A 23,405-nucleotide genomic window follows, 5' to 3' on the forward strand; every position below is an offset into this window, starting at 1 on the left:
GCAAGGGGGGAAACGCCCCTGACGGTGCGTCAGAGCGGGGCGATCCGCTGGAGCAGCCCGGTGAGGGTGGCGCGCTCGTCGGGGGAGAGCGGTTCGAGGAGCTGCTCGGTGACCCGGCGGCTGTCCCGGTCGGCGGTGCGCAGCAGCTCGCGGCCCGCCTCGGTGAGCACCACCAGGCGGCTGCGCCGGTCGGCCGGGTCGGGGCGGCGCTCGGCGATACCCAGGCGCTGGAGGTCGTCGAGCAGGCTGACGATCGCGCTCGGGTCGTAGCCGAGGCGTTCGGCGAGCTCGCGCTGGCGGGCGCCCTCGACGGTGGCGAGGTAGCGCAGGACCGCGTGGTGGCGCAGGCGCAGGCCGTGCCGTTCCAGGGCGGCGTTGAACAGGCTGCCCGAACGGAGGCCGAGTCGGTACAGCAGGTAGCCGGCGTCGGCGTGCATGCCGTGCATCCAGGGGGCGTCGCTCATGGGGACCATCATGCCAGAACGAAGATGTTCGGAACAATCATTGACATCAACAATGATTGTTCCTAGCTTCAATGTCCATGAGCAACGAAATCTCCTCCGGCTCCTCCGCCGAACGCCACCCCCTCGACCTGACCGGCAAGGTCGCCGTCGTCACCGGCTCCGGCCGCGGCCTCGGCCTGGCCTACGCCGCCGCGCTGGCCGCCGCCGGCGCCGCCGTCGTGGTCAACGACCTGGACGCCGAGGTCGCCGAGGCCGCCGCCGCGACCCTCACCGCCGCGGGCGGCCGGGCCGTCGCGCAGGCCGCCGCCGTCGGCACCGCCGAGGCCGCGCAGACCCTGGTCGACCGGGCCGTCGACGCCTTCGGACGGCTCGACGTGATGGTCACCAACGCCGGCATCCTGCGCGACAAGGTGCTGTGGAAGATGACCGACCAGGACTTCGACGACGTCCTCACCACCCACCTGCGCGGCACCTTCACCTGCGCCCGGGCCGCCGCCGTCCGGATGCGCGAGCAGGGCGACGGCGGCCGGCTGGTCCTGGTCGGCTCCCCGGCCGGCCAGCGCGGCAACTTCGGCCAGACCAACTACGCCGCCGCCAAGGCCGGCGTCGCCGCCATGGTCCGCACCTGGTCGATGGAGCTCGGCCGGGCCGGCATCACCGTCAACGCGATCGTCCCGATCGCCGCCACCGCGATGACCGAGACCGTCCCCGCCTTCGCCCCGTACATCGAGGCGATGAAGCAGGGCGCCCCGCTGCCCGACTTCCTGCGCAAGGGCGAGGGCTTCGGCACCGCCGAGGACTGCGCCGCACTCGTCCCCTTCCTCGCCTCCGACGCCGCGGCCGGCGTCACCGGCCAGTGCATCGGCATCGGCGGCGACAAGCTCGCCCTCTGGTCGCACCCGCAGGAGGTCGCCACCGCCTACGCCGACGGCGGCTGGACCCCGGAGACGATCGCCGCCGCCTGGCCCGGCTCGGTCGGCCGCGCGCCGCAGTCCGTCGGCATCCCCGCCCCGGTCGTCCCCGGGGGCGCGAAGTGAACCCCGACGAGCTGACCGCGATCGACGTCCACACCCACGCCGAGGTCTCCGCACACGGACACGCCTCGCTGGACCAGGAGTTGAACGACGCCTCCAGCGGCTACTTCAAGGTCGACGGCGCGCACCGCAGGCCCACCCTGCCCGAGCTGGCCGCGTACTACCGCGAACGCCGGATGGCCGCCGTGGTCTTCACGGTCGACGCCGAGCACGCCACCGGCCGGCCGCCCGTCCCCAACGAGGAGGTCGCCGAGGCGGCCGCCGCCAACCCGGACGTGCTGATCCCGTTCGCCTCGATCGACCCGTTCCGCGGGAAGGCCGGCGTCCGGCAGGCCCGGCGGCTGGTCGAGGAGCACGGGGTCAGGGGCTTCAAGTTCCACCCCAGCATCCAGGGCTTCTTCCCGAACGACCGGCTCGCCTACCCCCTGTACGAGCTGATCGAGGAGACCGGCACCGTCGCGCTCTTCCACACCGGCCAGACCGGCATCGGCGCGGGCGTCCCCGGCGGGGGCGGCATCCGGCTCAAGTACTCCAACCCGCTGCACGTCGACGACGTCGCCGCCGACTTCCCGCACCTGAAGATCATCCTGGCCCATCCGTCCTTCCCCTGGCAGGACGAGGCGCTCGCCGTCGCCACCCACAAGCCCGGCGTGCACATCGACCTCTCCGGCTGGTCCCCCAAGTACTTCCCGCCGCAGCTCGTCCAGTACGCCAACACCCTGCTCAAGGACAAGGTGCTGTTCGGCTCCGACTACCCCGTCCTGAGTCCCGACCGCTGGCTCGCCGACTTCGCGAAGCTCCCGATCAAGGACGAGGTCCGGCCGAAGATCCTCAAGGAGAACGCCGCCCGCCTGCTCGGCCTGGCCCGACCCGAGACGCCCCGCGCCCCGCACACCGCGCCCCCGAAAGGCTGACGCACCCTCATGCGCAACCAGGGAATCGGCTCCTGGCCCGCCCGCCGCGCCCGGAAGACCCCGCACCGCACCGCCCTCGTCCACCACGGCCGCCGCCACAGCTACGCGGACCTGCACGAACGCTCGACCCGGCTGGCGCACGCGCTGCGCACCGCAGGCGTCCGGCGCGGCGACCGGATCGCCCACCTCGGCCCCAACCACCCCGCCTTCCTGGAGACGCTGTTCGCCGCCGGCCTGCTCGGCGCGCTGTTCGTCCCGCTGAACACCCGCCTGGCCCGCCCCGAGATCGCCCACCAGCTCGACGACTGCGGGGCGAAGGCGCTCGTCCACGCCCCGGCCTGCGCCCCGCTGGTGCCGCCCGGCGCGGTACCGGTGACGGTGGAGACCGGCGAGGCGTACGAGTCCTGGCTGGCCGGGGCCGACAGCACCCCGATCGACGAGCCGGTCGGCCTCGACGACACCTGCCTGATCATGTACACCTCGGGCACCACCGGCCGTCCCAAGGGCGCGCTGCTCACCCACGGCAACCTCACCTGGAACGCCTACAACGTGCTGGTCGACACCGACCTGCTCGCCGACGAGGTCGCCCTGGTCTCCGCCCCGCTGTTCCACACCGGCGGCCTCAACATGCTCACCCTGCCCGTCCTGCTCAAGGGCGGCAGCTGCCTGCTCACCGAGTCCTTCGACCCGGCCGCCGCGCTGGAACTGATCGCCCGGGAGCGGATCAGCTACATGTTCGGCGTCCCCACCATGTACGACCTGATGGCCCGCCAGGACGGCTGGGCCGACGCCGACCTGAGCAGCCTGCGGATCCTCAACTGCGGCGGCGCGCCCGTCCCGCGCCCGCTGATCGACACCTACCTGCGCCGGGGCCTCTCCTTCCAGCAGGGCTACGGCATGACCGAGGCCGGCCCCGGCGTGCTCTTCCTGGACGCCGAACACGCCGTCGCCAAGGCCGGCAGCGCGGGCGTCCCGCACTTCTTCACCGACGTGCGCCTGACCGCCCCGGACGGGCGGGAGGCGGGCCTCGGCGGGACCGGTGCCGGCGGGACCGGTGCCGGTGGGGTCGGTCTCGGCGAGGTCGGTGTCGGCGAGGTCGGCGAGATCCTGGTCAGCGGCCCCCACGTCGGCCCCGGCTACTGGGGCCTGCCCGAGGCCACCGCCGCCGCCTTCCGGGACGGCTGGTTCCGCAGCGGCGACGCCGCCCGCGCCGACGCCGACGGCTACCTCACCGTCGCCGACCGGATCAAGGACATGTACATCTCCGGCGGCGAGAACGTGTACCCCGCCGAGGTCGAGGACGCCCTGCTCGCCCTCCCCGGCGTCGCCGAGTGCGCCGTCTTCGGCGTCCCCGACCCCAAGTGGGGCGAGGTCGGCCGGGCCGTCGTCGTCCCCGAACCCGGCGCCGCCCTCGACCCCGCCGCCCTGCTGGCCGCGCTGGCCGGCGTCCTCGCCAAGTACAAGCTCCCCCGCACGGTGCTGCTCGCGGACGAACTCCCGCGCACCGCCAGCGGAAAGATCCTCAAGCACCGGCTCCGTGCCCAGCACGGCGCCTGACCCCGACCCGACCCGACCCGACCCCGACCTGACCCCGCGAAAGGCACCACCATGACCCGCACCGTCAACGGACTCGACGCCCTCAAGGCCCTGGCCGGCACCGACCTCGGCGCCAGCGGCTGGCTCGACGTCACCCAGCAGCGCATCGACACCTTCGCCGACGCCACCGACGACCACCAATGGATCCACACCGACCCCGAGCGCGCCGCCGCCGGCCCGTTCGGCGCACCCATCGCGCACGGCTACCTGACGCTCTCGCTGTTCATTCCGCTGTTCACCGAACTGCTGGAGGTCGAGGGCGTCAGCACCAAGGTCAACTACGGCCTCAACAAGGTCCGCTTCCCCGCCCCGGTCAAGGCCGGCTCCCGGATCCGCCTGGTGGCCCGCCTCGCCGAGGTCGAGGACGTCCCCGGCGGCCTGCAGATCACCGTCGACGGCACCATCGAGGTCGAGGGCGGCGCCAAGCCCGCGGCCGTGCTGCAGAGCGTCTCGCGGTTCTACGCCTGACGGATCGTCAACTTCCGTGCCTCGGCCCAGGTTTCCCCTCTCCAGGGGTGGCCGGGGCCGACGTGCCGGAGGCGTGTTCAGGGGCGGGCGAGGAAGAGCTGCGCCGCCATCGGGGCGGTCACCGGGTCCGGGCCCAGCCGGGAGGTCAGCTCCGCCGTCACCAGGGCGTGCAGGGTCGGGGCGTCCGGGTCCGCGCCGCGGGCCTCGACGGCGGCGCGCAGCGGCGTCCCGGTGAGGAAGCCGGTGGCCAGGTCGGCGGCGGTGGCGGCGGTGCCGTCCAGCACCAACTCCCGCTCCCACTCCAGGTGCAGGCCGCCGGCTGCGAGATCGGCGGCGACCCGGACCGGGTCGTGGTAGCCGTGCGGCAGGGTGCGCAGGAAGTCCGGCGGATCGGCCGGGAACGCGCGGTCGGTGGCCGCCTGCAGCGCGACGTCGAAACCGTGCGCGCCGATCGGCCCCCAGGTGCTGAACAGGAACCGCCCCTCCGGCGCCAGCACCCGCCGCACCTCGGCGAACGCGCCCGGCCGGTCCGGGAAGAACATCGCCCCGAACTGGCAGACCACCAGGTCGAACCCGCCCTCGCCGCCGTCCGGGAAGGGCAGCCGCTGCGCGTCGGCCCGCCGCCAGGACGCACCCGGCACCCGGGCCGCGCCGAACTCCGCCATCGCCGCGTTCAGGTCCGTCGCCACCAGCTCCGCGCCCGGCAGTGCCGCCACCAGCTCGGACGTCAACGCACCCGTCCCGGCGGCCAGTTCGAGCACCCGGCGGGGCGCGAGCGCGGCGGCCCGGGCCGCCAGATCCACCGCGAACGGGCGGAACAGCACCGGCACCAGGTACCGCTCGTACGCCTCCGGCATCGCCGGCGACCAGCGCCGCTCGGCCGGGACGTCGGCAGGGTCGGGGGATTCGGGGGAGTCGGGGTCGGTCACCCCGCCGACGCTACCCCCGGCGGGGCGGCGCCGGGCTCTTCGACACGGGGCGCCGGGCGGTCCGGTGGCGCGGCCCGCCGGCCCGGTCAGACGAAGGTGGCGGCGTCGATCACGAAGCGGTGGCGGACGTCGGCGGCCAGGACGCGTTCGTAGGCCGTGTTGATGGAGGCGGCCGGGATCAGCTCGATGTCGGCGGTGATGCCGTGGGCGGCGCAGAACTCCAGCATCTCCCGGGTCTCGGCGACGCCGCCGATCATCGAGCCGGTCAGGACGCGGCGGCCGCTGCCCAGCCGGTGGCCGTCGACGAGCAGCGGGCCGGGGGCGGCGCCGACGTTGGCGAGGACGCCGTCGAGGGTGAGCAGGCCGAGGTGCGCGTTGATGTCCAGGTCGGCGCTGACGGTGTTGAGCAGCAGGTCGAAGCGGCCGGCCAGGGTGCTGAAGGTGGCCGGGTCGGCGGTGGCGGAGAAGTGGTCCGCGCCCAGCCGGCGGGCGTCCTCCTCCTTCTTCGGCGACCGGGAGAGCGCGGTGACCTCCGCCCCCAGTGCGTGCGCGATCTTCACCGCCAGGTGTCCGAGGCCGCCGAGGCCGACCACCGCGACCCGGCGGCCCGGGCCCGCGCCCCAGCGCCGCAGCGGGGCGTAGGTGGTGATGCCCGCGCACAGCAGGGGCGCGGCGGCGGCCGGGTCGAGCCCGGCCGGGACGGACAGCACGAAGCCCGCGTCCACCACCAGGTGGGTTGCGTAACCGCCCTGGGTGGTGGAGCCGTCCACATCGGTGGAGCCGTACGTGAACACCGGCCCGGCCGTGCAGTACTGCTGGTCGCCACCCGCACAAGGGGCGCACTGCCCACAGGAGTTGACCAGGCAGCCGACCCCGACCCGGTCGCCGACCCGGTGCGCCGTCACCCGCGCGCCGACCTCGGCGACCGTCCCGACGATCTCGTGCCCGGGCACGAGCGGGTACGGCCGGGGTCCCCACTCGCCGCGCACGGTGTGCAGGTCGGAGTGGCAGATGCCGCTGTACTCGACCGCGACCAGCACATCGGTGGGGCCGACGGGACGGCGCTCCACCGTGGTCGGGACGAGCGGCAGTCCTTCGGCGGGAGCGGCGTAGGCGTTCACGCGCATGCGCGGGTGTCCTCGTTCCGGGCGGGGACGGTTGCGGGGGCGGCCCGCAGCGTACTCCTCCCGGACCGGCCCTGCAGCAGAAGGGAACTGACGGCCCGTCGAAAAGCGGGGGCGGAGACGGAAACGCCGGAACGCCGCCCCCCCGAACCAGGGAACGGCGCTCCGGCGTCGGCGGGGAGGTCAGCCCGCCTGCGGGGCCTGCGGCTGCTGGTCCGCCGGAGCGGCGGGGGCGGCACCGTACGGCTGCACCTGGGGCTGGGCGGCCTGGCCCGGGTACGGCTGCTGCTGCGGGGCCTGGCCCGGGTAGGGCTGCTGGGCCGGGGCCTGGAACGCCGGGGCCGGCGGGTAGGCCGGCGTAGTCGTGGCCTTGCTGCGGTTCGCCAGGGAGCGGAAGAAGTTGACGATCATGATGACCGGCAGGATGAACGCCTTGAAGAAGATGATGTAGCTTCCGCCCTCGAAGATGAACCCGAGGTAGATCGCGTACCCGGCGAAGCCGACGCCCGCGATCGCGTTGAAGGCCCGCCAGCCGCCACTGAGCCCGGAGTTGTTCATGGCTCCGATGCCGACCATGGCGATGCCGCTGATCAGGAGCAGGACGACGTACCAGGAGAAAAGCGGATCGGCACTGAAGTCAATGTTCACAGAAATCCCAAACTGGACATAAGGTATGCATAAATAGCCGGGCGGCTGACGTACCGTATCGGACTCCAAGGCGGTTGTCGCCTTCTATTCCGCATCGCTTCCGGAGCGGCGAAACGGGGTCGGGGAATAACGGATCGAATGATCCGAAGCCGATCCAAAGCCAGCCCAAACGGGCCATTCGGGAAAACGTGCCGACCGGGCGTCAGGCGTCCGTCGGGGGCCAGGGGCCGAGGGCCGGGGCGCAGTGGTAGCAGTGGGCCAGGCCGTCGCGGTGGTGGTACCACTCGTGGCGGCCGCAGTCCTCCGAGCCCTTGGCGGCGAGGCCCAGGTCGAGGAGGAGGTGGGGGAGGCGGCGGCGCAGGGCGGTGCGGCGGCGGTAGCGGGGTTCCGGGTAGTCCAGGGCGTGGAGGGTGTCGAGGGCGGCGGCGAGCCGGGCCAGGTACTGGGCGGGGGAGTCGGCCGGTTCCGGGGCCAGGCCGCGGACCCAGCGTTCGAAGAAGCGCTCCACCTGCGCGCGCAGGCCGGCCAGGTCCGGGGCGCCCGCGACCCGGAGATGCAGCGCGCCGTCCTGCTCCGTGACGGCGAGCGGGCGGGCCGCGCCGTCGCACGCGAAGACCTCCGCGTCCGCGAACCCCGACTCGATCTCGGCGTGCAGCTCCGCGAGTCCGGTGTACAGCGCCAGCCAGCCCCCCTCGTCGACCAGGACGAAGGGCGGCACGGGTGCGGGGTGTACGGACTGTTCGGGCATCGGGCAAGGATCGCACGCCGGGGGCGGCGGACGCGCAGGTCAGGCGCGGGAGACCCGCAGGGCCCAGGCGATCAGCGGGGCCTGGAGCGGGAGCCGGGCCAGCGCGGCGGCGCGCAGCGGGGCCGGGCGGTGGCGCCAGTCGTAGGCCATCTTCACGTTGGCGGGGAAGACGGCCGCGAACAGGCCGGCGGCCGCGAGCGCACCGTGGCGGCGGGTCCGCGGGAGCAGGACGGCGGCGCCGACCGCGAGTTCGGCGACCCCGCTCGCCCGGGTCCACGTCCGGGGCGCACCGGGCAGGCTGCGCGGCACGATCGCGTCGAACGGCCCCGGCGCGACGAAGTGCGCGACCCCCGCGCCCAGCAGCAGCCCACCCAGCAGTCGGGCGGAACGTTCGGCGGTCATCGGCTCCCCCGGCGGGCTCGGCGGCACGGCATGTTACCGAACAGTAGCGTAGGGGAGGCCCGCAGGGAAGGACCACGCCCCGGCCCGCGATGACGCTCCCGCGGGCCGGCGGCAGGGGGGCGGCGGCAGGGCTCAGCCGGCGGGGCCGCAGCGTTCGGTGTCGATCTCCGGCAGGGTGGCTTCGGCGTAGCGGGAGCCGTGCACGGTCCCGGCGTTCAGGACACGGCCGGCGGCGGCCAGGACCTCGGCGGGGACCTCCGGGTCGAGGGCGGAGAGGTTCTCGCGCAGGTGGTCGACCGAGCGGGTGCCGGGGACGGCGAGGACGTGCTCGCCGCGGGAGAGCACCCAGGCCAGCGCCAGTTGGGCCACCGTCAGGCCCGCGTCGGCGGCCAGCGCGGCGAGCTGCCCGTGCAGCGCCAGGTTCGCCGGGTAGTGGGCGTCGGTGAAGCGCGGCATGGCGTGCCGGATGTCACCGGGCGGCAGGTCGGCCGGCCGCGGCGGGGCGCCGGTCAGGAAGCCGCGCCCGAGGGGGCTGAACGCGACCAGGGCGACGCCCAGTTCGCGGGTGGCCGCCAGGGTGCCGCGCTCCGGGTTGCGGGTCCACAGGCTGTACTCGTTCTGCAGCGCCGCGACCGGGTGCACCGCGTGCGCCCGGCGCAGGGTGGCCGCCGACACCTCGGACAGCCCGATCGCGCGGACCTTGCCCGCCGCGACCAGCTCGGCCAGCGCGCCGACGCTCTCCTCGACCGGGACGGCCGGGTCGAGGCGGTGCAGGTAGTACAGGTCGATGACGTCGGTGCGCAGCCGGGCCAGCGACTCCTCGGCGGTGCGCCGGATCGTCTCCGGGCGGCCGTCGATGACGCGCCGTCCGTCCACCCCGGTCATGCCGCACTTGGAGGCCAGCACGAGCTGCTCGCGGTGCGGGCCCAGGACCCGGCCGACCAGCTCCTCGTTGGCGCCGAAGCCGTACAGCGCGGCCGTGTCGAACAGGGTGACGCCCGCGTCCAGGGCGGCGAGCAGCAGCTTCGCGCCGTCCTCGGGGGAGGGCGCGGTGCCGTAGGCGTGGCTCAGGTTCATGCAGCCGAGGCCGACGGCCGGGACCTCGAACGGTCCGATGCGACGACGGCCGTTCGGGCGGCCGTTCAGGAGGCCGCTCATGCGCCCACCGGCTCGGCGAGCTGCCGTTCCAGGTCGGCCAGGGTGCGGTAGCAGGGCAGCACCTGGGCGAGCGAGGCGTTGGGCTCGCGGCCCTCGCGGATCGCCGCCACGAACTCGCGGTCCTGCAGCTCGATGCCGTCCAGCGAGACGTCGACGCCGCTGACGTCGATCGGTTCCTCTTCTCCGGTCATCAGGTCATCGTAACGAGCCAGGTAGGTGCCGGTGTCGCCGATGTAGCGGAAGAAGGTGCCGAGCGGGCCGTTGTTGTTGAAGGAGAGCGAGAGGGTGCAGATCGCCCCGGTCGCGGCCCGCAACTGGATCGACATGTCCATCGCGATGCCCAGCTCCGGGTGGATCGGGCCCTGGATCGCGTGGGCCCGCACGATCGGCGCGCCGGTCTGGTACGCGAACAGGTCGACAGTGTGCGCGGCGTGGTGCCACAGCAGGTGGTCGGTCCAACTGCGCCGCTGGCCCAGCGCGTTGAGATTGGAGCGGCGGAAGAAGTAGGTCTGCACGTCGAGCTGCTGGAGCGCGAACTCCCCGGCCCGGACCCGCCGGTGCACCCACTGGTGGCTGGGGTTGAAGCGCCGGGTGTGCCCGGCCATGGCGACCAGGCCGGTCCGCTCGGCGTCCGCGACGCACGCCTCGGCGTCCGGCAGCGAGGCCGCGACCGGGATCTCCACCTGCACGTGCTTGCCCGCGGCCAGGCAGGCCCGGGTCTGCGCGGCGTGCAGCGGCGTCGGCGTCGCCAGGATCACCGCGTCCACGTCGTCCATCGCCAGCACCTCGTCCAGGTCGGCGGCGGCCCGCGCGACCTGCTGCTCGGTGGCGAACCGGCGCGAACTCTCCAGCGAGGAGGAGACCACGGCGGCCAGCTCCACGCCCTCGATCCGGCGCAGCGCGGCGGCGTGCTTGGCGCCGAACGCGCCGCCGCCCGCCAGGGCGATCCGCAGGGGCTGCTGCTTCGTCATGTCAGTTCTCCTCGGCCGGGCGACGGTTGTGGTTGTTGTTCAGGATCAGGTGGCCGACGGCCGTGTTGGACGCCGGGACGTGGTAGAAGCGGTGCTCGACGTCCACGCTGCCGTCGTCGTCGACGTCGCTCAGCGCGCCGCGCGCGATCAGCCACATCACCAGCTCGATGCCCTCCGAGCCGGCCTCCTCGACGTACTCCAGGTGCGGCACCCGGGCCAGGCCGGCCGGGTCGGTGACCAGCCGGTCCAGGAAGGCGCCGTCCCACTCCCGGTTGATCAACCCGGCGCGCGGGCCCTGGAGTTGGTGGCTCATCCCGCCGGTGCCCCAGACCTGCACGTCCAGCGGCCGCGGGTAGGACTCGATCGCCCGGCGCAGCGCCCGCCCCAGCTCGAAGCAGCGCGCGCCCGAGGGCACCGGGTACTGCACCACGTTGACGTGCAGCGGGATCACCTTGCACGGCCAGCGCTCCACCTCGCCGAACAGCAGCGACAGCGGCACCGTCAGGCCGTGGTCGACCGGCATCTCGTTGGCCAGGGTGAGGTCGAAGTCCTCCCGGATCAGGCAGTGCGCCAGGTGCGCGGCGAACTCCGGGTCGCCCTCGACGCCGGGGACGGGGCGCGGCCCGTAGCCCTCGTCGGCGACCGGGTAGGCGGCGCCGGTGCCGAGCACGAAGGTCGGCACCAGCGACTGGTCGAAGGCGCTGGCGTGGTCGTTGTAGACCAGGATCACCACGTCGGGGGTGTGCGCGGCGACCCACCGGCGGGAGTGCTCGTACCCGGCGAACACCGGTCGCCAGTACGGCTCTTCGGTCTTCCCGTGGTCCAGCGCGGCGCCGATCGCCGGGACGTGCGAGGTGAACACGGCGGCCGAGACGCCCGCGTGCTCGGCGGGCGGCGCCTGGTCGGCGTGCGCGGCCTCCAGCACGGCGTGGTCGATCCGGTTGCCGGGCGCGGCGGCCGAGCGGCCCCCGGCGACCATCATGTCCCGGTACTCCTGCTCGGTCATGCCGGTCATCGAGCCCGCCATCCGCTGGAACGAGAACCCCAGCGTGGCACCCCACTTGGCGAGGAAGTAGATGTTCCCGCCCTCGTGCATCGCCGCGTTCAGGTCGCGGTCCAGCAGCGCCCGCTTCTGCTCCTCGCGCAGCGGCCAGGCGTCCAGGTAGGCCCGCTCGTCGGCCAGGTACGCGGCCCGGTTCTCCGCCGTCATCAGCGACATGCAGAACTGGTTGAGGTGGTAGCCGCGGGCCGACTGCTCGGCGTCGAAGATCGTGGTGCCGGGGACGAGCCGGTACGTGCGGTCGATCGTCACGGCGTCAACTCCCTTCCGGGGCGGGCCAGTAGAGGCGGTTCGGGTTGTCGACCAGCAGCCGCCGGCGCAGCTCGGCGGTCGGTGCGACGTGCGGCAGGAAGTCGACCAGCAGGCCGTCGTCCGGCATGTGGTCCTTCAGGTTGGGGTGCGGCCAGTCGGTGCCCCAGAGCACCCGGTCCGGGAACTCCTCGACCACCCGGCGGGCGAACGGCACCACGTCCCGGTAGGCGGCGCGCTCGCCGTCCAGCGCGGCCGGGCCGGTCAGCGACAGCCGCTCCGGGCAGCTGACCTTGCACCAGATGTCCTCCCGGGCCCGCAGGAAGTCCAGGAACGCGCCGAACTCCGGCCCGTCCACGTCCTTCGACACGTCCGGGCGGCCCAGGTGGTCGATCACCAGCGGCACCGGGACGGAGAGGAAGAACTCGCGCAGCTCGGCGAGGTCGGCGGCCTCGAAGTACAGCACCACGTGCCAGCCCAGCGGGGCGATCCGCGCCACCACGTCCCGCAGGTCCTCGGGCGGCGTCACGTCGACCAGGCGGCGGACGAAGTTGAACCGCACCCCGCGCACCCCCGCCTCGTGCAGCTCCCGCAGCTCGGCGTCGCCCACGCCCGGGCGGACGGTCGCCACGCCCCGGGCCCGGCCGCCGGAGCGGCGCAGCGCGTCCACCAGGGCCCGGTTGTCGGCGCCGTGGCAGGTCGCCTGGACGATCACGTTGCGGTCGAAGCCCAGGTGGTCGCGGAGCGCGAACAGCTGCTCGGCGGAGGCGTCGCACGGCGTGTACTTGCGCTCCGGCGCGTACGGGAACGCGGCGGCCGGGCCGAACACGTGGCAGTGCGCGTCCACCGCGCCCGCGGGGAGCGCCAGTTCGGGGCGGCCGGGGGAGGGGTGCCAGTCCAGCCAGCCCGGGGTCTTCTGCTGTTCCATCGCGGTCAGTCCTCGTAGCGCAGGCCGAGCGCGGCCAGCGGGCCGCGCATCTCGTACATGTCCAGGCCGAGTTCGCCCGCGCGCAGCCGCTCGCGCTTGCCCGCCTCGTTCGCCTCGCGCCGCGCCGACGCCCCGGCCACCTCGGCGGCCCGCTCGCGCGGCACCACCACCACGCCGTCCGCGTCCGCGAGCACCACGTCGCCCGGCCGGACCAGCGCGTTCGCGCACACCACGGGCACGTTGACCGACCCCAGGGTCGCCTTCACCGTGCCACGGGCGTTGACGGCCCGGGAGAACACCGGGAAGTCCATCGCCGCCAGCTCCGCGACGTCGCGCACCCCGCCGTCGATCACCAGCCCCGCGCAGCCCCGGGCCCGCAGCGAGGTGGCCAGCAGCTCGCCGAAGAACCCGTCCTCGCTCTCCGTCGTGCACGCCGCCACCACCACGTCGCCCGGCCGGACCTGCTCCGCCGCGACGTGCAGCATCCAGTTGTCGCCCGGCTGCAGCAGCACCGTCACCGCCGTCCCGCACAGCCGGGCCCCCGGGTACACCGGCCGCAGGTACGGCCGGGTCAGCCCGGTGCGGCCCATCGCCTCGTGGACGGTGGCCGTGCCGAACGCCGCGAGCGCGGCGACCGCGGACTCCTCGGCCCGCTCGATCTTCGTGTGGACGACACCGAGTTCGGTGTGCATGGATCTGCTCCTGGGGTGCGGGGACGGGGGTGGTTCGGGTTCAGCGGGCGGTGGCGAGGCGGGCGGCCAGGCGGGGGTGGACGCGCAGGGCGTTGCCCGCGTACACGGCCGCGCGCTGCTCGACGGAGAAGTGGGGCGTGGCGTCGACGTAGCGGCGGGTGTCGTCGAAGTGGTGGCCCGTGTGCGGGTCCACGCCCCGGACGGCGCCGATCATCTCGCTGGCGAACAGCACGCCCTCGGCGGGCACCACCTGCGCCAGCAGGTCGATCCCCGGCCGGTGGTACACGCAGGTGTCGAAGAAGACGTTCCGGCCGACCAGCTCCGCCGGCTCCGGCCGCCCCAGCGCCTGCGCGAGCCCGCGGAAGCGCCCCCAGTGGTACGGCACCGCGCCGCCGCCGTGCGGGACCACCAGCCGCAGCGTCGGGAAGTCCGCGAACAGGTCGCCCTGGAGCAACTGCATGAACGCGGTGGTGTCGGCGTTCAGGTAGTGCGCGCCGGTGGTGTGGAACGCCGGGTTGCAGGACGTCGACACGTGCACCATCGCCGGGACGTCGTACTCCACCAGCGCCTCGTACAGCGGGTACCAGCTGCGGTCCGTCAGCGGCGGAGCCGTCCAACTCCCGCCCGAGGGGTCGGGGTTGAGGTTCACCGAGACGGCGCCCAGCTCCTCCACGGCCCGCCGCAGCTCCGGCAGGCAGCTCGCCGGATCGACCCCCGGCGACTGCGGCAGCATCGCGCCCATCGCGAAGCGCGCCGGGAAGAGCGTGCTGACCCGGTGCACCAGGTCGTTGCAGATCCGGGCCCAGACGGAGGAGACCGCGAAGTCGCCGACGTGGTGGGCCATGAAGCTGGCGCGCGGCGAGAAGATCGTCAGGTCGGTGCCGCGCTCGTCCATCAACCGCAACTGGTTCGCCTCCACCGCCGCCCGCAACTCCTCGTCGGAGATCACCAGTTCGGCCGGGTCCGGCGCCCCGAGGGAGGAGCCGGCCGCGGCGACCTGCCGCGAGCGCCAGGCGGCGAGCTGCGGGGGAGCGGTGGTGAAGTGGCCGTGACAGTCGATGATCATGGGGTGCTGGTCTCCTGGGGGATCGTCGGGGTCGAGGCCCCGCGCTGCGCGCGGCCCACGAGGCGCCGGAGGCCCGGGAACCGCGCTGCGCGCGGCGCGGGAGGACGGGGGAGGTTCGCGCTGCGCGCGACCGGGGCGACGGGGCGGGGCTGTCGGCGAACTGCTTGAGCAACTCGCGGACGGAGGCGTTCTGTTCGCGCTGCGTGCGGGCCGAGGGGGCGGGGGAGGTTCGCGCTGCGCGCGGCCGGGGTGGTGGGTGAGGGGTGGTCGGTGAAGTGCTGAAGCAACTCGTGGGCGGGAGCGGATCCGTTCGCGCTGCGCGCGGCACGGGAGGACGGGGGGAGGTTCGCGCTGCGCGCGGTCGGGGCGGTGGGGGTCGCGGGGAAGTGCTCGGGCGACTCGTGGGCGAGGGAGGTCGGTTCGCGCTGCGCGGCTGCAGGCGGGGTCAGGGGGTGGGCCAGCCGGTGTACTGCTCGGCGAGGTAGGTGCGGCCGGCGCGGGTGTTGACCAGGGAGTCGAGTTCGCCGAGTTGGCGGTGGCGGTCGAAGGGGGTGGCGTCCGGGGCGGTGTGCAGGAGGCGGGTCAGCCAGGAGGAGAAGTGCTGGGCGCGCCAGACCCGGCGCAGGGCCAGGGGCTGGTAGTCGGCGAGGGCGGCGTCGCCCTCGGGGCCGAGGGCGCGGAGCAGGACGGGGGCGAGGACCTTGACGTCGTGCAGGGCGAGGTTGAGGCCGCGGGCGCCGGTCGGGGGGACGGTGTGGGCGGCGTCGCCGGCCAGCAGGAGGGAGCCCCAGCGCATCGGCTCCTGGACGAAGGAGCGGAACCGCAGCACCGCCCGCTCCAGGATCGGGCCCTCGGTGAGGCGGAAGCCGTCCTCCCCGGCGACCCGAGCCTGCAGGGTCTCCCAGATCCGTTCGTCCGACCAGTCCTCGGTCCGCTCGTGCGGGTCGCACTGGAAGTACATCCGCTGCACGTCGGCGGTTCGTTGGCTGATCAGCGCGAAGCCGTGCGCGGAGTGCGCGTACACCAACTCGGGTGCGCTGGCCGGGGCCTGGGCCATCACCCCGAACCAGGCGAACGGGTACTCGGTGCCATAGCGGGTGCGCAGCCGCTCCGGGACCAGGCCCCGGCAGGTGCTGCGCGAGCCGTCCGCGCCGACCACGTAGCGGGCCCGGAGCTCGTGCCGGGTCCCGTCCGCGGCGGTGTACCGGACCCGGGGCGCGGCGGTGTCGACGTCCAGCACCTCGGTGTCGCGGACGCCGAAGTGCACCGTCCCGCCGTCCCGTTCGCGGGCGTTCGCCAGGTCGACGAAGACCTCGGTCTGCGGGTACAGCCACACCGAGGCGCCGACCAGCGCCCGGAAGTCGATCCGGTGCGGGCGGCCGCCGAAGCGCAGTTCGGTGCCCTCGTGCTCGTGGCCCTCGCGCAGGACGCGGTCGCCCACCCCGGTCTCCACCAGGTCCCGGACCGCGCCGGCCTCCAGGATGCCGGCCCGGTGGGTGGTCTCGATCTCCGCCCGGGTGCGCAGGTCCAGCGCCACCGCCTCGACCCCGGCCCGGCCCAGCAGGTGGGCCAGCATCAGCCCGGCCGGTCCCGCGCCGACCACCGCGACGGGCACCTCGGTGACGGTATCGACAACGGATTCGGGCATGACGGCTCCAGGGCACGGCGGGGGAGGGTTTCCGCACCCGGGGCGGCAGGCCGACCGGGCACGCCCCGAACGTTGACAGCCCGCCGCACCCGCCGTCCGCACCCTTTCCGCCTGGCGGAAAGCCGCCGTCGGCGGGGACGCCCGTGCCGCAGACTCCGGACTACAGCGCCGTCCGGGCCCGCCGCCCCAGTTCCTCGGAGATCCCGTGCACCGCCCGCAGCAGCGGCTCCCGCAGCCCCCGCGCCCGCTCCGCGCCGCGCGCCGCCACCACGATGCCGAGCGCCGCGCCCACCGGCCCGGTCCGCCCGATCCGGACCGGCGCGGCCACCGCGACCGTGCTGTCGGAGAGCTGACGGTCGCTCACGAAGACCTGCTCGCGCCGGATCAGGTCCAGCTGCGCCCGCAGCACCCGCGGGTCGGTGACGGTGTGCCCGGTCCAGGCGCGCAGCGGCTCCGCCAGCACCTCCTCCTGGAACTCGCGCGGCGCGTACGCCAGCAGCACCCGGCCCATCCCGGTCGAGGCGACCGGGAACCGGGTGCCCACCATGGTCAGCAGCTCCACCGAGCGGTGCCCGGCGATCCGCTCCACGAAGACCAGCTCGGTGCCCTCGCGGACCGCCAGCTGGATGTTCTCGTGGGTGGCCTCGTACAGGTCCTGCATGAACGGCAGCGCCGCGTCCCGCAGGATCTGGGTGCGCGGGCAGCCCGAGGCGATCTCCCACAGCCGCAGCCCGACGTGCCAGGCCCCGTCCTCGGCCCGCTCCAGCGCGCCCCAGGCGGCGAGTTCGGCCACCACCCGGTGCGCGGTGCTGACCGCCAGGCCGGCGCACCGGGCGATCTCCGACAGCGTCCGGGACGGGTGCTCGCGGTCGAACGCCGCCAGCACCCGCAGCACCTTCCCGGCGGCCGAGACCCGCTCCGCACCGGTGCCCACCGCGTCCGTTCCGCCCGCTCCGTCCATCCCGCCAGTCTCGCAGACCACCCCTGACCAGTACCGGAGGAGTTCCCGATGGCCCTGCTCGCCCTCACCTCGATGGCCGTCCGACCCGCCCTGGACGCGCTCGCCCCGCTGCTGGGCCGGCGCGGCGCGCCCGTCCGGATCGAGGCCGGCGGCGGTGTCGAGGTGGCCCGCCGGATCCGGGCGGGGGCCCGGGCCGACCTCGCGGTGCTCGCCGCCGACGCGCTGGCCGCGCTGCACGCCGAAGGGCTGGCGGAGCGGCCCCGGGTGCTCTGGGAGTCGCAGACGGTCGCCGCCGTCGCCGCCGACGCGCCGCCGGTCGCCCTCGCCGACACCGCCGACCTGCGGGCCCTGCTGCGCACCGCCGACGGCGTCGCCCACTCCACCGGCCCGAGCGGCACCGCCCTGCGCGCCCTGGTCGAACGGCTCGGCCTGGCGGACGGGATCCGCCTGGTGCAGGCCCCGCCCGGCGTCCCGGCCGGCCACCTGCTCCGGGACGGCACCGCCACGGTGGCCTTCCAGCAGCACAGCGAACTCGCCACCCTCCCGGACGTCCGCGTCCTCGGCCCGCTCCCCGGCGACACCGCCATCACCTCCCGCTTCGCCGCCGCCGTCCTCACCACCGCCCCCGCCCCCGGCCCGGCCCGCACCCTGCTCGCCCTCCTCGCCTCCCCGGAGGCCGGTACCGTCGCCGCGCGGCGCGGCATGCACCCGTGCGAGGACGGGCGGAGCTGACGTCCCGTCGGGCCGGTCGGCGTCACCCGGAGTGACGAACACCCCTGTGCCGCACGAAAGTTCGATTATTGCCAGTACTGGAAGGAAACTTTACTTTCTACTACTCTCACTCCCGGCGGCTCGGCGCGGCGCCCGCACCGGATGGGGCGTGACGCGCTCAGTGAGAGCTCTGACCCGGCCGCCGCGGTGGTGTGCGGTCACCGCTCCTCCGGTGCGGCCGCTTCACGGCGTGCGCCGGCGTCCAGCTCTCTCCGTTCCAGGTCAGGGAGTTCAGATGCACCAGGGAATGACGGCCCGACGAGCCCGGATCGGCGTGTACGCCGCCGTGCTCGCGCTACTCGGAGGACTGCTGCTCGGCTGGTCCCAGCGCGCGGGAGCCGCGGCCGACCCGCTGCTCTCCAAGGGCAAGGCCGCCACGGCCTCCTCCACCGAGAGCTCCTCGTACGCCGCCGGGAAGGCGTTCGACGGCAGCACCAGCACCCGGTGGGCCAGCGCCGAGGGCAAGGACCCGCAGTGGCTGCAGGTCGACCTCGGGGCCAGTGCCAACGTCTCGCGGATCAAGCTCAGTTGGGAGGCCGCCTACGCCAAGGGCTACCGGCTGGAGGTCTCCGCCGACGCGGTCGCCTGGACCGCCGTCGCCACCGAGAAGGCCGGCAACGGCGGCACCGACGAGTTCACCGGCCTGACCGGCAAGGGCCGCTACGTCCGGATGTACGGCACCGCCCGCGGCACCTCGTACGGCTACTCGCTGTACGAGATGGAGGTCTACGGCACCCCCGACGGCGGCACCACCCCGAGCCCGTCGCCCAGCGGCAGCACCCCGCCGCCCACCGGCGCGTTCACCGTCGTCGCGGCCGGCGACATCGCCGCCCAGTGCACCGCCGCCGACAGCGGCTGCGCCCACCCGAAGACCGCCAAGCTCGCCCAGCAGATCAACCCGGCGTTCTACATCACCATGGGCGACAACCAGTACGACGACGCCCGCCTTTCGGACTTCAAGAACTACTACGACAAGACCTGGGGCGCCTTCAAGGCGAAGACCCACCCGATCCCCGGCAACCACGAGACCTACGACCCGGCCGGCTCGCTGTCCGGCTACAAGTCGTACTTCGGCTCGATCGCCTACCCGCAGGGCAAGAGCTACTACAGCTACGACCAGGGCAACTGGCACTTCCTCGCCCTGGACTCCAACTCCTTCGACCAGAGCGCCCAGATCGACTGGCTGAAGGCCGACCTCGCCGCCAACAGCAAGAAGTGCATCGCCGCCTACTGGCACCACCCGCTCTACTCCTCCGGCGGCCACGGCAACGACCCGGTCTCCAAGCCGGTCTGGAAGATCCTCTACGCCGCCAAGGCCGACCTGGTCCTGAACGGCCACGACCACCACTACGAGCGCTTCGCCCCGCAGGACCCGGACGGCAAGGCCACCGCCGACGGCCTGGTCGAGATCGTCGGCGGCATGGGCGGCGCCGAGCCCTACCCGATCGAGCAGGTCCAGCCCAACAGCCAGAAGCGGATCAGCGGCGACTACGGCGTCCTGAAGCTCGACTTCACCGACAACGGCTACAGCTGGACCTACGTCGGCACCGACGGCCAGGTCAAGGACACCAGCCCGAACTACACCTGCCACTGATGATGTACCTGGCCACCACCGGCCGCCGCACGGACGCGCCGTCCCGCCCCGCCACCGGGGCGGGGCGGCGGGTCCCCGGCACCGTCCTCGCGCTCGGGGCGGTCAGCCTGGTCACCGACGTCTCCTCCGAGATGGTCACCGCCGTGCTGCCGCTCTACCTGGTGCTGGGCCTCGGCCTGTCGCCCCTCCAATTCGGCTTCCTCGACGGCATGTTCAACGGCGCCACCGCCCTGGTGCGGCTGCTCGGCGGGCGGCTCGCCGACCGCGGCGGCGGCCGGCACAAGCACGTCGCCGGCGCCGGCTACCTGCTCTCCGCGCTCTCCCGGCTCGGCCTGCTGCTGGCCGGCGGCGCCGCCACCGGCATCGCCGCCGCGCTCGCCGCCGACCGCCTCGGCAAGGGCGTCCGCACCGCCCCCCCGGGACGCGATGATCTCGCTCAGCACACCCCCCGAGCACCTCGGCCGGGCCTTCGGCGTGCACCGCGCCATGGACACCACCGGCGCCCTGCTCGGCCCGCTGGTCGCCTTCGCCGTGCTCTGGGCCACCGCCGACGCCTACGACGCCGTCTTCGTGGTCTCCTTCGCCACCGGCCTGCTCGGCGTGCTGGTGCTGGCGCTGTTCGTCCGCGACGGCGCCCACGACCCGGCCGCGCCCGCCCGGACCACCCCTGCACGGCCCGCCGACCGGCCGACGGTCCGTCAGCTGCTCGCCGACCCCGCGCTGCGCCGGATCACCGCCGCCGCCGCGCTGCTCGGCGCCGCCACCGTCGGCGACTCCTTCCTCTACCTGCTGCTGCAGCGCGTCCTCGACCTGCCCGCCGAACTCTTCCCGCTGCTGCCGCTCGGCTCCGCCGCCTGCTACCTGCTGCTCGCCGTCCCCGCCGGACGGCTCGCCGACCGCACCGGCCGGCGCGCCCCGTTCCTGGCCGGGCACCTCGCCCTACTGGCCGGCTACCTGGTGCTGCTCGCCCCCGCCGGCTGGGCCACCCTGCTCCTGGTGCTCGTCCTGCTCGGCGTGTTCTACGCCGCCACCGACGGCGTCCTGATGGCGCTGGCCGGGCCCGTCCTGCCCGCCGCCGGCCGGGCCGGCGGACTCGCCGTCGTCCAGACCGGACAGGCCCTGGCCCGCCTGGTCGGCGCCGCCGGCTTCGGCGCCGCCTGGACCTGGTGGGGCACCCGCCCCGCCCTCGCCGCCGCCGCGCTCGCCCTGGCCGCCGCCCTGGTCGCCGCCCGGCGCGTCCTGCCCGAAGGGAAGACCCCATGACCACGGTCGACACGCCCGAAGCGGCGGTCCAGGAGGAGCCGACGGGCCGTCAGGTCCCGCTGCTGCGCCTGGTGGTGCTCGGCGTCGCCGTGCTCGCCCTGCTCGGCGGCTCGCTCGGCTACGTGCTGCACGCCCGCGCCCGCGGCGGCCCGCACCGCGCCGTCGCCGCCGACGCCTCCTTCACCCTCGACCGGCCCGGCCTCTACTACCGGGACGCCGCCACCGGACGGGTCGCCCGCGAGGGCGGCCCCGCCGCCGGCCCGTCCTGCGAACGCTTCTACGCCGGCGGCGACCGCGCCCTGTGCCTGCGCGCCCTGCCCGGCACCCCCGCCCGCACCGAAGCCGTCGTCTACGACCGGACGTTCACCCAGCTGCAGAGCATCACCGTCCCCGGCATCCCGAACCGGGCCCGGGTCTCCGCCTCCGGCCACCTGCTCTCCTGGACGGCCTTCGCGGTCGGCGACTCCTACGCCGTCAGCGGCTTCTCCACCCGCACCTCGGTGCTCGACCTGCGCACCGGCTACCTGATCAAGTCGATCGAGAACATCCCGCTGACCATGGACGGCACCCGCTACCACGCCGCCGACGTCAACTACTGGGGCGTGAGCTTCGCGGCCGACGACAACCGCTTCTACGCCACCGTCTCCACCGGCGGCCGCACCCACCTGATCGAGGGCGACCTCGCCGCCTGGTCCGCGCACACCCTGCGGGAGAACGTCGAGTGCCCGTCGCTCTCCCCGGACGGCACCCGGATCGCCTTCAAGAAGAAGGTCTCCGACGACCCCGCCGCCCCCTGGCGGCTGTACGTCCTCGACCTCGCCGACCTGCGCGAACACCCCGTCGCCGAGACCCGCAGCGTCGACGACCAGGCCGCCTGGCTGGACGGCGCCACCCTCGGCTACGCCCTCCCCAACGGCAACGGGCGCGGCACCGACCTCTGGACCGTCCCCGCCGACGGCTCCGGCGCCCCCGCCCTGCGCGTCCCCGGCGCCTCCTCCCCGGACGCCGTGTCGTAACCCCGGGGGCTCAGCGGTCGACGTACTCGACGGTCTGCATCATGCCGAGGTCCCCGTGGTGGAGCTGGTGGCAGTGGGCGGCCGTCCGGCCGGTGAAGTCCTCGTACCGGACCAGGAAGGTCACCGACTCCCCGGGGCGGCCCCCCGCCAGGCCGACCGTGTCGTGCCAGACCGGCGGGTCGAGCCGCCGCCCGTCCCGGTGGGTCACCAGCACCGGGTTGGTGTGCAGGTGGAAGGGGTGGTGGAAGGCGGGCAGCGACTCGCCGCTGCGCACCGTCCAGCGCTCCACCGCGCCCAGCCGCAGTGTGTGGTTGGTGAAGCCGGGGTCGAACAGCCCGTACGCCGGGTCGCGGGCCGGGTCCCCGGCCGGGTCGGCGGCGGGCGTCGCCCCGCTGCCCAGCATCCGGAAGGCGTTCGGGAACGGCTCCGGGAACACCCCCGGGTCGGCGTGGAACACCACTTCGCGGCAGGCGCCCGGGTCGGTGACGTCCCGCTCGTCGAGGAACGGCCGCCCCGGCGGCAGCGCGGCCGGCAGCCCCATCGGCGGCCGCACCGCCGGACCGGCCACCTCCACCGTCAGCAGCGGCCCCGGCACCCCGTCCGCCCGCAGCTCGTACCGGCCCGGCGCGCCGCCGCGCACCAGCACGTCGGCCCGGTTGCCCATCGACAGCTCCACCGCGTCCACCGCCACCGGCCGGGCGAACGCGATGCCGTCCTGGGCGATCTGGTGCACCGTCGGGGCCGCACCGTCCCCGACCAGCCGCAGCCGCAGGCCAGTGAAGCCGGTCGCGGCGACCAGCCGCCAGCGCTGCACCTCGTCCGGGCGCAGCCGCAGCGCCGGGTTCACCGCCCCGTTGACGGTGAACACCGACGGGACGCCGTTCAGCCAGCCGCCCGAGCTGAACGCCGGCACCCGGCCGCCCTTGAGCTTGAGCTCGTTGACGCACACCACCAGGTCGGCGGCGGCCGCGATCTCCGGCACCTCGTCCACGTCGCCCGCCACCACGATCACCCCGGCCATGCCGCCCGCCAGCTGCTCGGCCGTGGAGCCGTGCAGGTGCGGGTGGTACCAGTACGTCCCGGCGGGATGGTCGGCCGGGACGTGCACCACCGAGGCGTAGCGCGGCTCCGGGGCGCCGGCCGCGACCTGCTCCGCCGTGCGCGGGGCGAACACCCGCAGCACGTTGTCGGCGCACCCCGCGGGGGAGACGTGCATCCCGTGGGTGTGCAGGTTGAAGCTGTTCGGCCGGTGCGGAGTGTTGCAGCCCCCGGTGTGCGGCGGGTCCGGCGGCAGCCCGTTGACGTGCGTCAGGACCAGCGTGTCGCCGCCGCGCACCCGCAGCGTCGGCCCCGGCAGCGTCCCGCCGTACGCCCGGGTGACCACCGTGCCCAGGCCCGGCACCCGGACCTCCGCGAACCGGACGTCCAGGGTGTGCTCCAACCGCCCCGAGCGCCCCGCCGACACCACCGCCGGCTGCGGAAAACCACCCCCGGCCGCCACCGCCCGCCGCCCGGCCCACAGCCCCTCGGCCGCCACCAGACCGACCGCCGCAGCGGCCCGCAACACCGACCGGCGGCCGACACCGCCATGCTCTCCCATGCCCGGGAATCTATGCCGCCGCCCCGCGAGCGCGGGGCGGCGCGCGGCACCGCCCCGCGATCACCCCGTTCGGCGCAGCGCCCCGCCCCCGCTCCGCCACG

22 protein-coding genes and 1 pseudogene are annotated in these 23,405 nt (G+C 74.5%); 8 read left to right on the forward strand and 15 right to left on the reverse strand.

The genetic code is table 11. The annotated features are described in order from the left end of the window. Nucleotides 1-29 precede the first annotated feature (29 nt). On the reverse strand, nt 30-464 hold the full coding sequence (locus ACIOHG_RS33515; RefSeq protein WP_400956255.1) for a MarR family winged helix-turn-helix transcriptional regulator: 435 nt from the start codon (nt 462-464) through the stop codon (nt 30-32). A 71-nt stretch (nt 465-535) separates the two neighbouring features. Here ACIOHG_RS33515 and ACIOHG_RS33520 point away from each other — a divergent pair, with 71 nt between their 5' ends. The 4 genes from ACIOHG_RS33520 to ACIOHG_RS33535 are packed head-to-tail and all read left to right on the forward strand — an operon-like array spanning nt 536 to nt 4,476. Then, nucleotides 536-1,501, forward strand: coding sequence for an SDR family oxidoreductase (locus ACIOHG_RS33520; protein ID WP_400956257.1), 966 nt, complete (start codon nt 536-538; stop codon nt 1,499-1,501). Next, nucleotides 1,498-2,412 (forward strand): amidohydrolase family protein, encoded by a 915-nt coding sequence (locus tag ACIOHG_RS33525; protein ID WP_400956259.1) that lies wholly within the window; start codon nt 1,498-1,500, stop codon nt 2,410-2,412. Before ACIOHG_RS33520 ends, ACIOHG_RS33525 begins: the two co-directional genes overlap by 4 nt. Before the next feature lie 9 nt (nt 2,413-2,421). Beyond that, nucleotides 2,422-3,969, forward strand: coding sequence for a long-chain fatty acid--CoA ligase (locus ACIOHG_RS33530; protein WP_400956261.1), 1,548 nt, complete (start codon nt 2,422-2,424; stop codon nt 3,967-3,969). Nucleotides 3,970-4,020: 51 nt separating this feature from the next. Next, nucleotides 4,021-4,476 carry a MaoC family dehydratase gene (locus ACIOHG_RS33535; RefSeq protein WP_400956263.1) on the forward strand — a complete coding sequence of 152 codons (456 nt, stop codon included), beginning with the start codon at nt 4,021-4,023 and terminating at the stop codon, nt 4,474-4,476. A gap of 77 nt (nt 4,477-4,553) precedes the next feature. Here ACIOHG_RS33535 and ACIOHG_RS33540 read toward each other — a convergent pair whose 3' ends face one another. The 13 genes from ACIOHG_RS33540 to ACIOHG_RS33600 all read right to left on the reverse strand — a co-directional run bounded on the left by ACIOHG_RS33540 (nt 4,554) and on the right by ACIOHG_RS33600 (nt 17,060). After that, nucleotides 4,554-5,333, reverse strand: coding sequence for a class I SAM-dependent methyltransferase (locus ACIOHG_RS33540; RefSeq protein WP_400956349.1), 780 nt, complete (start codon nt 5,331-5,333; stop codon nt 4,554-4,556). Nucleotides 5,334-5,491: 158 nt separating this feature from the next. Next, entirely contained in the window at nt 5,492-6,532 is a 1,041-nt protein-coding gene (locus ACIOHG_RS33545; RefSeq protein WP_400956264.1) for an NAD(P)-dependent alcohol dehydrogenase, read from the reverse strand. 180 nt (nt 6,533-6,712) lie between these two features. After that, on the reverse strand, nt 6,713-7,177 hold the full coding sequence (locus tag ACIOHG_RS33550) for a hypothetical protein (protein WP_400956266.1): 465 nt from the start codon (nt 7,175-7,177) through the stop codon (nt 6,713-6,715). Between the two features lie 202 nt (nt 7,178-7,379). After that, entirely contained in the window at nt 7,380-7,925 is a 546-nt protein-coding gene (locus ACIOHG_RS33555) for a hypothetical protein (RefSeq protein ID WP_400956267.1), read from the reverse strand. 39 nt (nt 7,926-7,964) lie between these two features. Further along, complete coding sequence (locus ACIOHG_RS33560) at nt 7,965-8,327, reverse strand: MauE/DoxX family redox-associated membrane protein (protein ID WP_400956269.1); 363 nt, start codon at nt 8,325-8,327, stop codon at nt 7,965-7,967. Nucleotides 8,328-8,459: 132 nt separating this feature from the next. Continuing rightward, a complete protein-coding gene (locus ACIOHG_RS33565) occupies nt 8,460-9,485 on the reverse strand; it encodes an aldo/keto reductase (RefSeq protein WP_400956271.1) in 1,026 nt (341 codons plus the stop codon). Beyond that, the gene (locus tag ACIOHG_RS33570) at nt 9,482-10,456 is read right to left on the reverse strand and encodes a Gfo/Idh/MocA family oxidoreductase (protein ID WP_400956273.1); all 975 of its coding nucleotides are present in this window, start codon (nt 10,454-10,456) and stop codon (nt 9,482-9,484) included. The genes ACIOHG_RS33565 and ACIOHG_RS33570 overlap by 4 nt, the downstream gene beginning before the upstream one ends. Before the next feature lies 1 nt (nt 10,457). Further along, on the reverse strand, nt 10,458-11,768 hold the full coding sequence (gene ligA / locus ACIOHG_RS33575) for a protocatechuate 4,5-dioxygenase subunit alpha (RefSeq protein WP_400956275.1): 1,311 nt from the start codon (nt 11,766-11,768) through the stop codon (nt 10,458-10,460). 4 nt (nt 11,769-11,772) lie between these two features. Then, a complete protein-coding gene (locus tag ACIOHG_RS33580) occupies nt 11,773-12,693 on the reverse strand; it encodes an amidohydrolase family protein (RefSeq protein ID WP_400956277.1) in 921 nt (306 codons plus the stop codon). Between the two features lie 5 nt (nt 12,694-12,698). Next, on the reverse strand, nt 12,699-13,385 hold the full coding sequence (ligK, locus tag ACIOHG_RS33585; RefSeq protein ID WP_400956279.1) for a 4-carboxy-4-hydroxy-2-oxoadipate aldolase/oxaloacetate decarboxylase: 687 nt from the start codon (nt 13,383-13,385) through the stop codon (nt 12,699-12,701). A gap of 40 nt (nt 13,386-13,425) precedes the next feature. Next, the gene (locus tag ACIOHG_RS33590; protein WP_400956281.1) at nt 13,426-14,451 is read right to left on the reverse strand and encodes an amidohydrolase family protein; all 1,026 of its coding nucleotides are present in this window, start codon (nt 14,449-14,451) and stop codon (nt 13,426-13,428) included. A 445-nt stretch (nt 14,452-14,896) separates the two neighbouring features. Beyond that, complete coding sequence (locus tag ACIOHG_RS33595; protein ID WP_400956283.1) at nt 14,897-16,099, reverse strand: 4-hydroxybenzoate 3-monooxygenase; 1,203 nt, start codon at nt 16,097-16,099, stop codon at nt 14,897-14,899. Nucleotides 16,100-16,259: 160 nt separating this feature from the next. Next, the gene (locus tag ACIOHG_RS33600) at nt 16,260-17,060 is read right to left on the reverse strand and encodes an IclR family transcriptional regulator (protein WP_400956285.1); all 801 of its coding nucleotides are present in this window, start codon (nt 17,058-17,060) and stop codon (nt 16,260-16,262) included. A gap of 48 nt (nt 17,061-17,108) precedes the next feature. Here ACIOHG_RS33600 and ACIOHG_RS33605 point away from each other — a divergent pair, with 48 nt between their 5' ends. The 4 genes and pseudogenes from ACIOHG_RS33605 to ACIOHG_RS33620 all read left to right on the forward strand — a co-directional run bounded on the left by ACIOHG_RS33605 (nt 17,109) and on the right by ACIOHG_RS33620 (nt 21,704). Next, on the forward strand, nt 17,109-17,792 hold the full coding sequence (locus tag ACIOHG_RS33605; RefSeq protein WP_400956287.1) for a molybdate ABC transporter substrate-binding protein: 684 nt from the start codon (nt 17,109-17,111) through the stop codon (nt 17,790-17,792). A gap of 286 nt (nt 17,793-18,078) precedes the next feature. Then, nucleotides 18,079-19,425 (forward strand): discoidin domain-containing protein, encoded by a 1,347-nt coding sequence (locus ACIOHG_RS33610; RefSeq protein WP_400956289.1) that lies wholly within the window; start codon nt 18,079-18,081, stop codon nt 19,423-19,425. A 2-nt stretch (nt 19,426-19,427) separates the two neighbouring features. Beyond that, nucleotides 19,428-20,688 (forward strand): annotated as a pseudogene (locus ACIOHG_RS33615) (MFS transporter). Then, on the forward strand, nt 20,685-21,704 hold the full coding sequence (locus ACIOHG_RS33620) for a hypothetical protein (RefSeq protein WP_400956290.1): 1,020 nt from the start codon (nt 20,685-20,687) through the stop codon (nt 21,702-21,704). Before ACIOHG_RS33615 ends, ACIOHG_RS33620 begins: the two are co-directional and overlap by 4 nt. 10 nt (nt 21,705-21,714) lie before the next feature. Here ACIOHG_RS33620 and ACIOHG_RS33625 read toward each other — a convergent pair whose 3' ends face one another. Continuing rightward, on the reverse strand, nt 21,715-23,304 hold the full coding sequence (locus ACIOHG_RS33625) for a multicopper oxidase family protein (RefSeq protein ID WP_400956292.1): 1,590 nt from the start codon (nt 23,302-23,304) through the stop codon (nt 21,715-21,717). Nucleotides 23,305-23,405 lie beyond the last annotated feature (101 nt).

The sequence above is a fragment of the Kitasatospora sp. NPDC088134 genome (genome assembly GCF_044741705.1).
In the GTDB taxonomy this organism is placed as follows: domain Bacteria; phylum Actinomycetota; class Actinomycetes; order Streptomycetales; family Streptomycetaceae; genus Kitasatospora.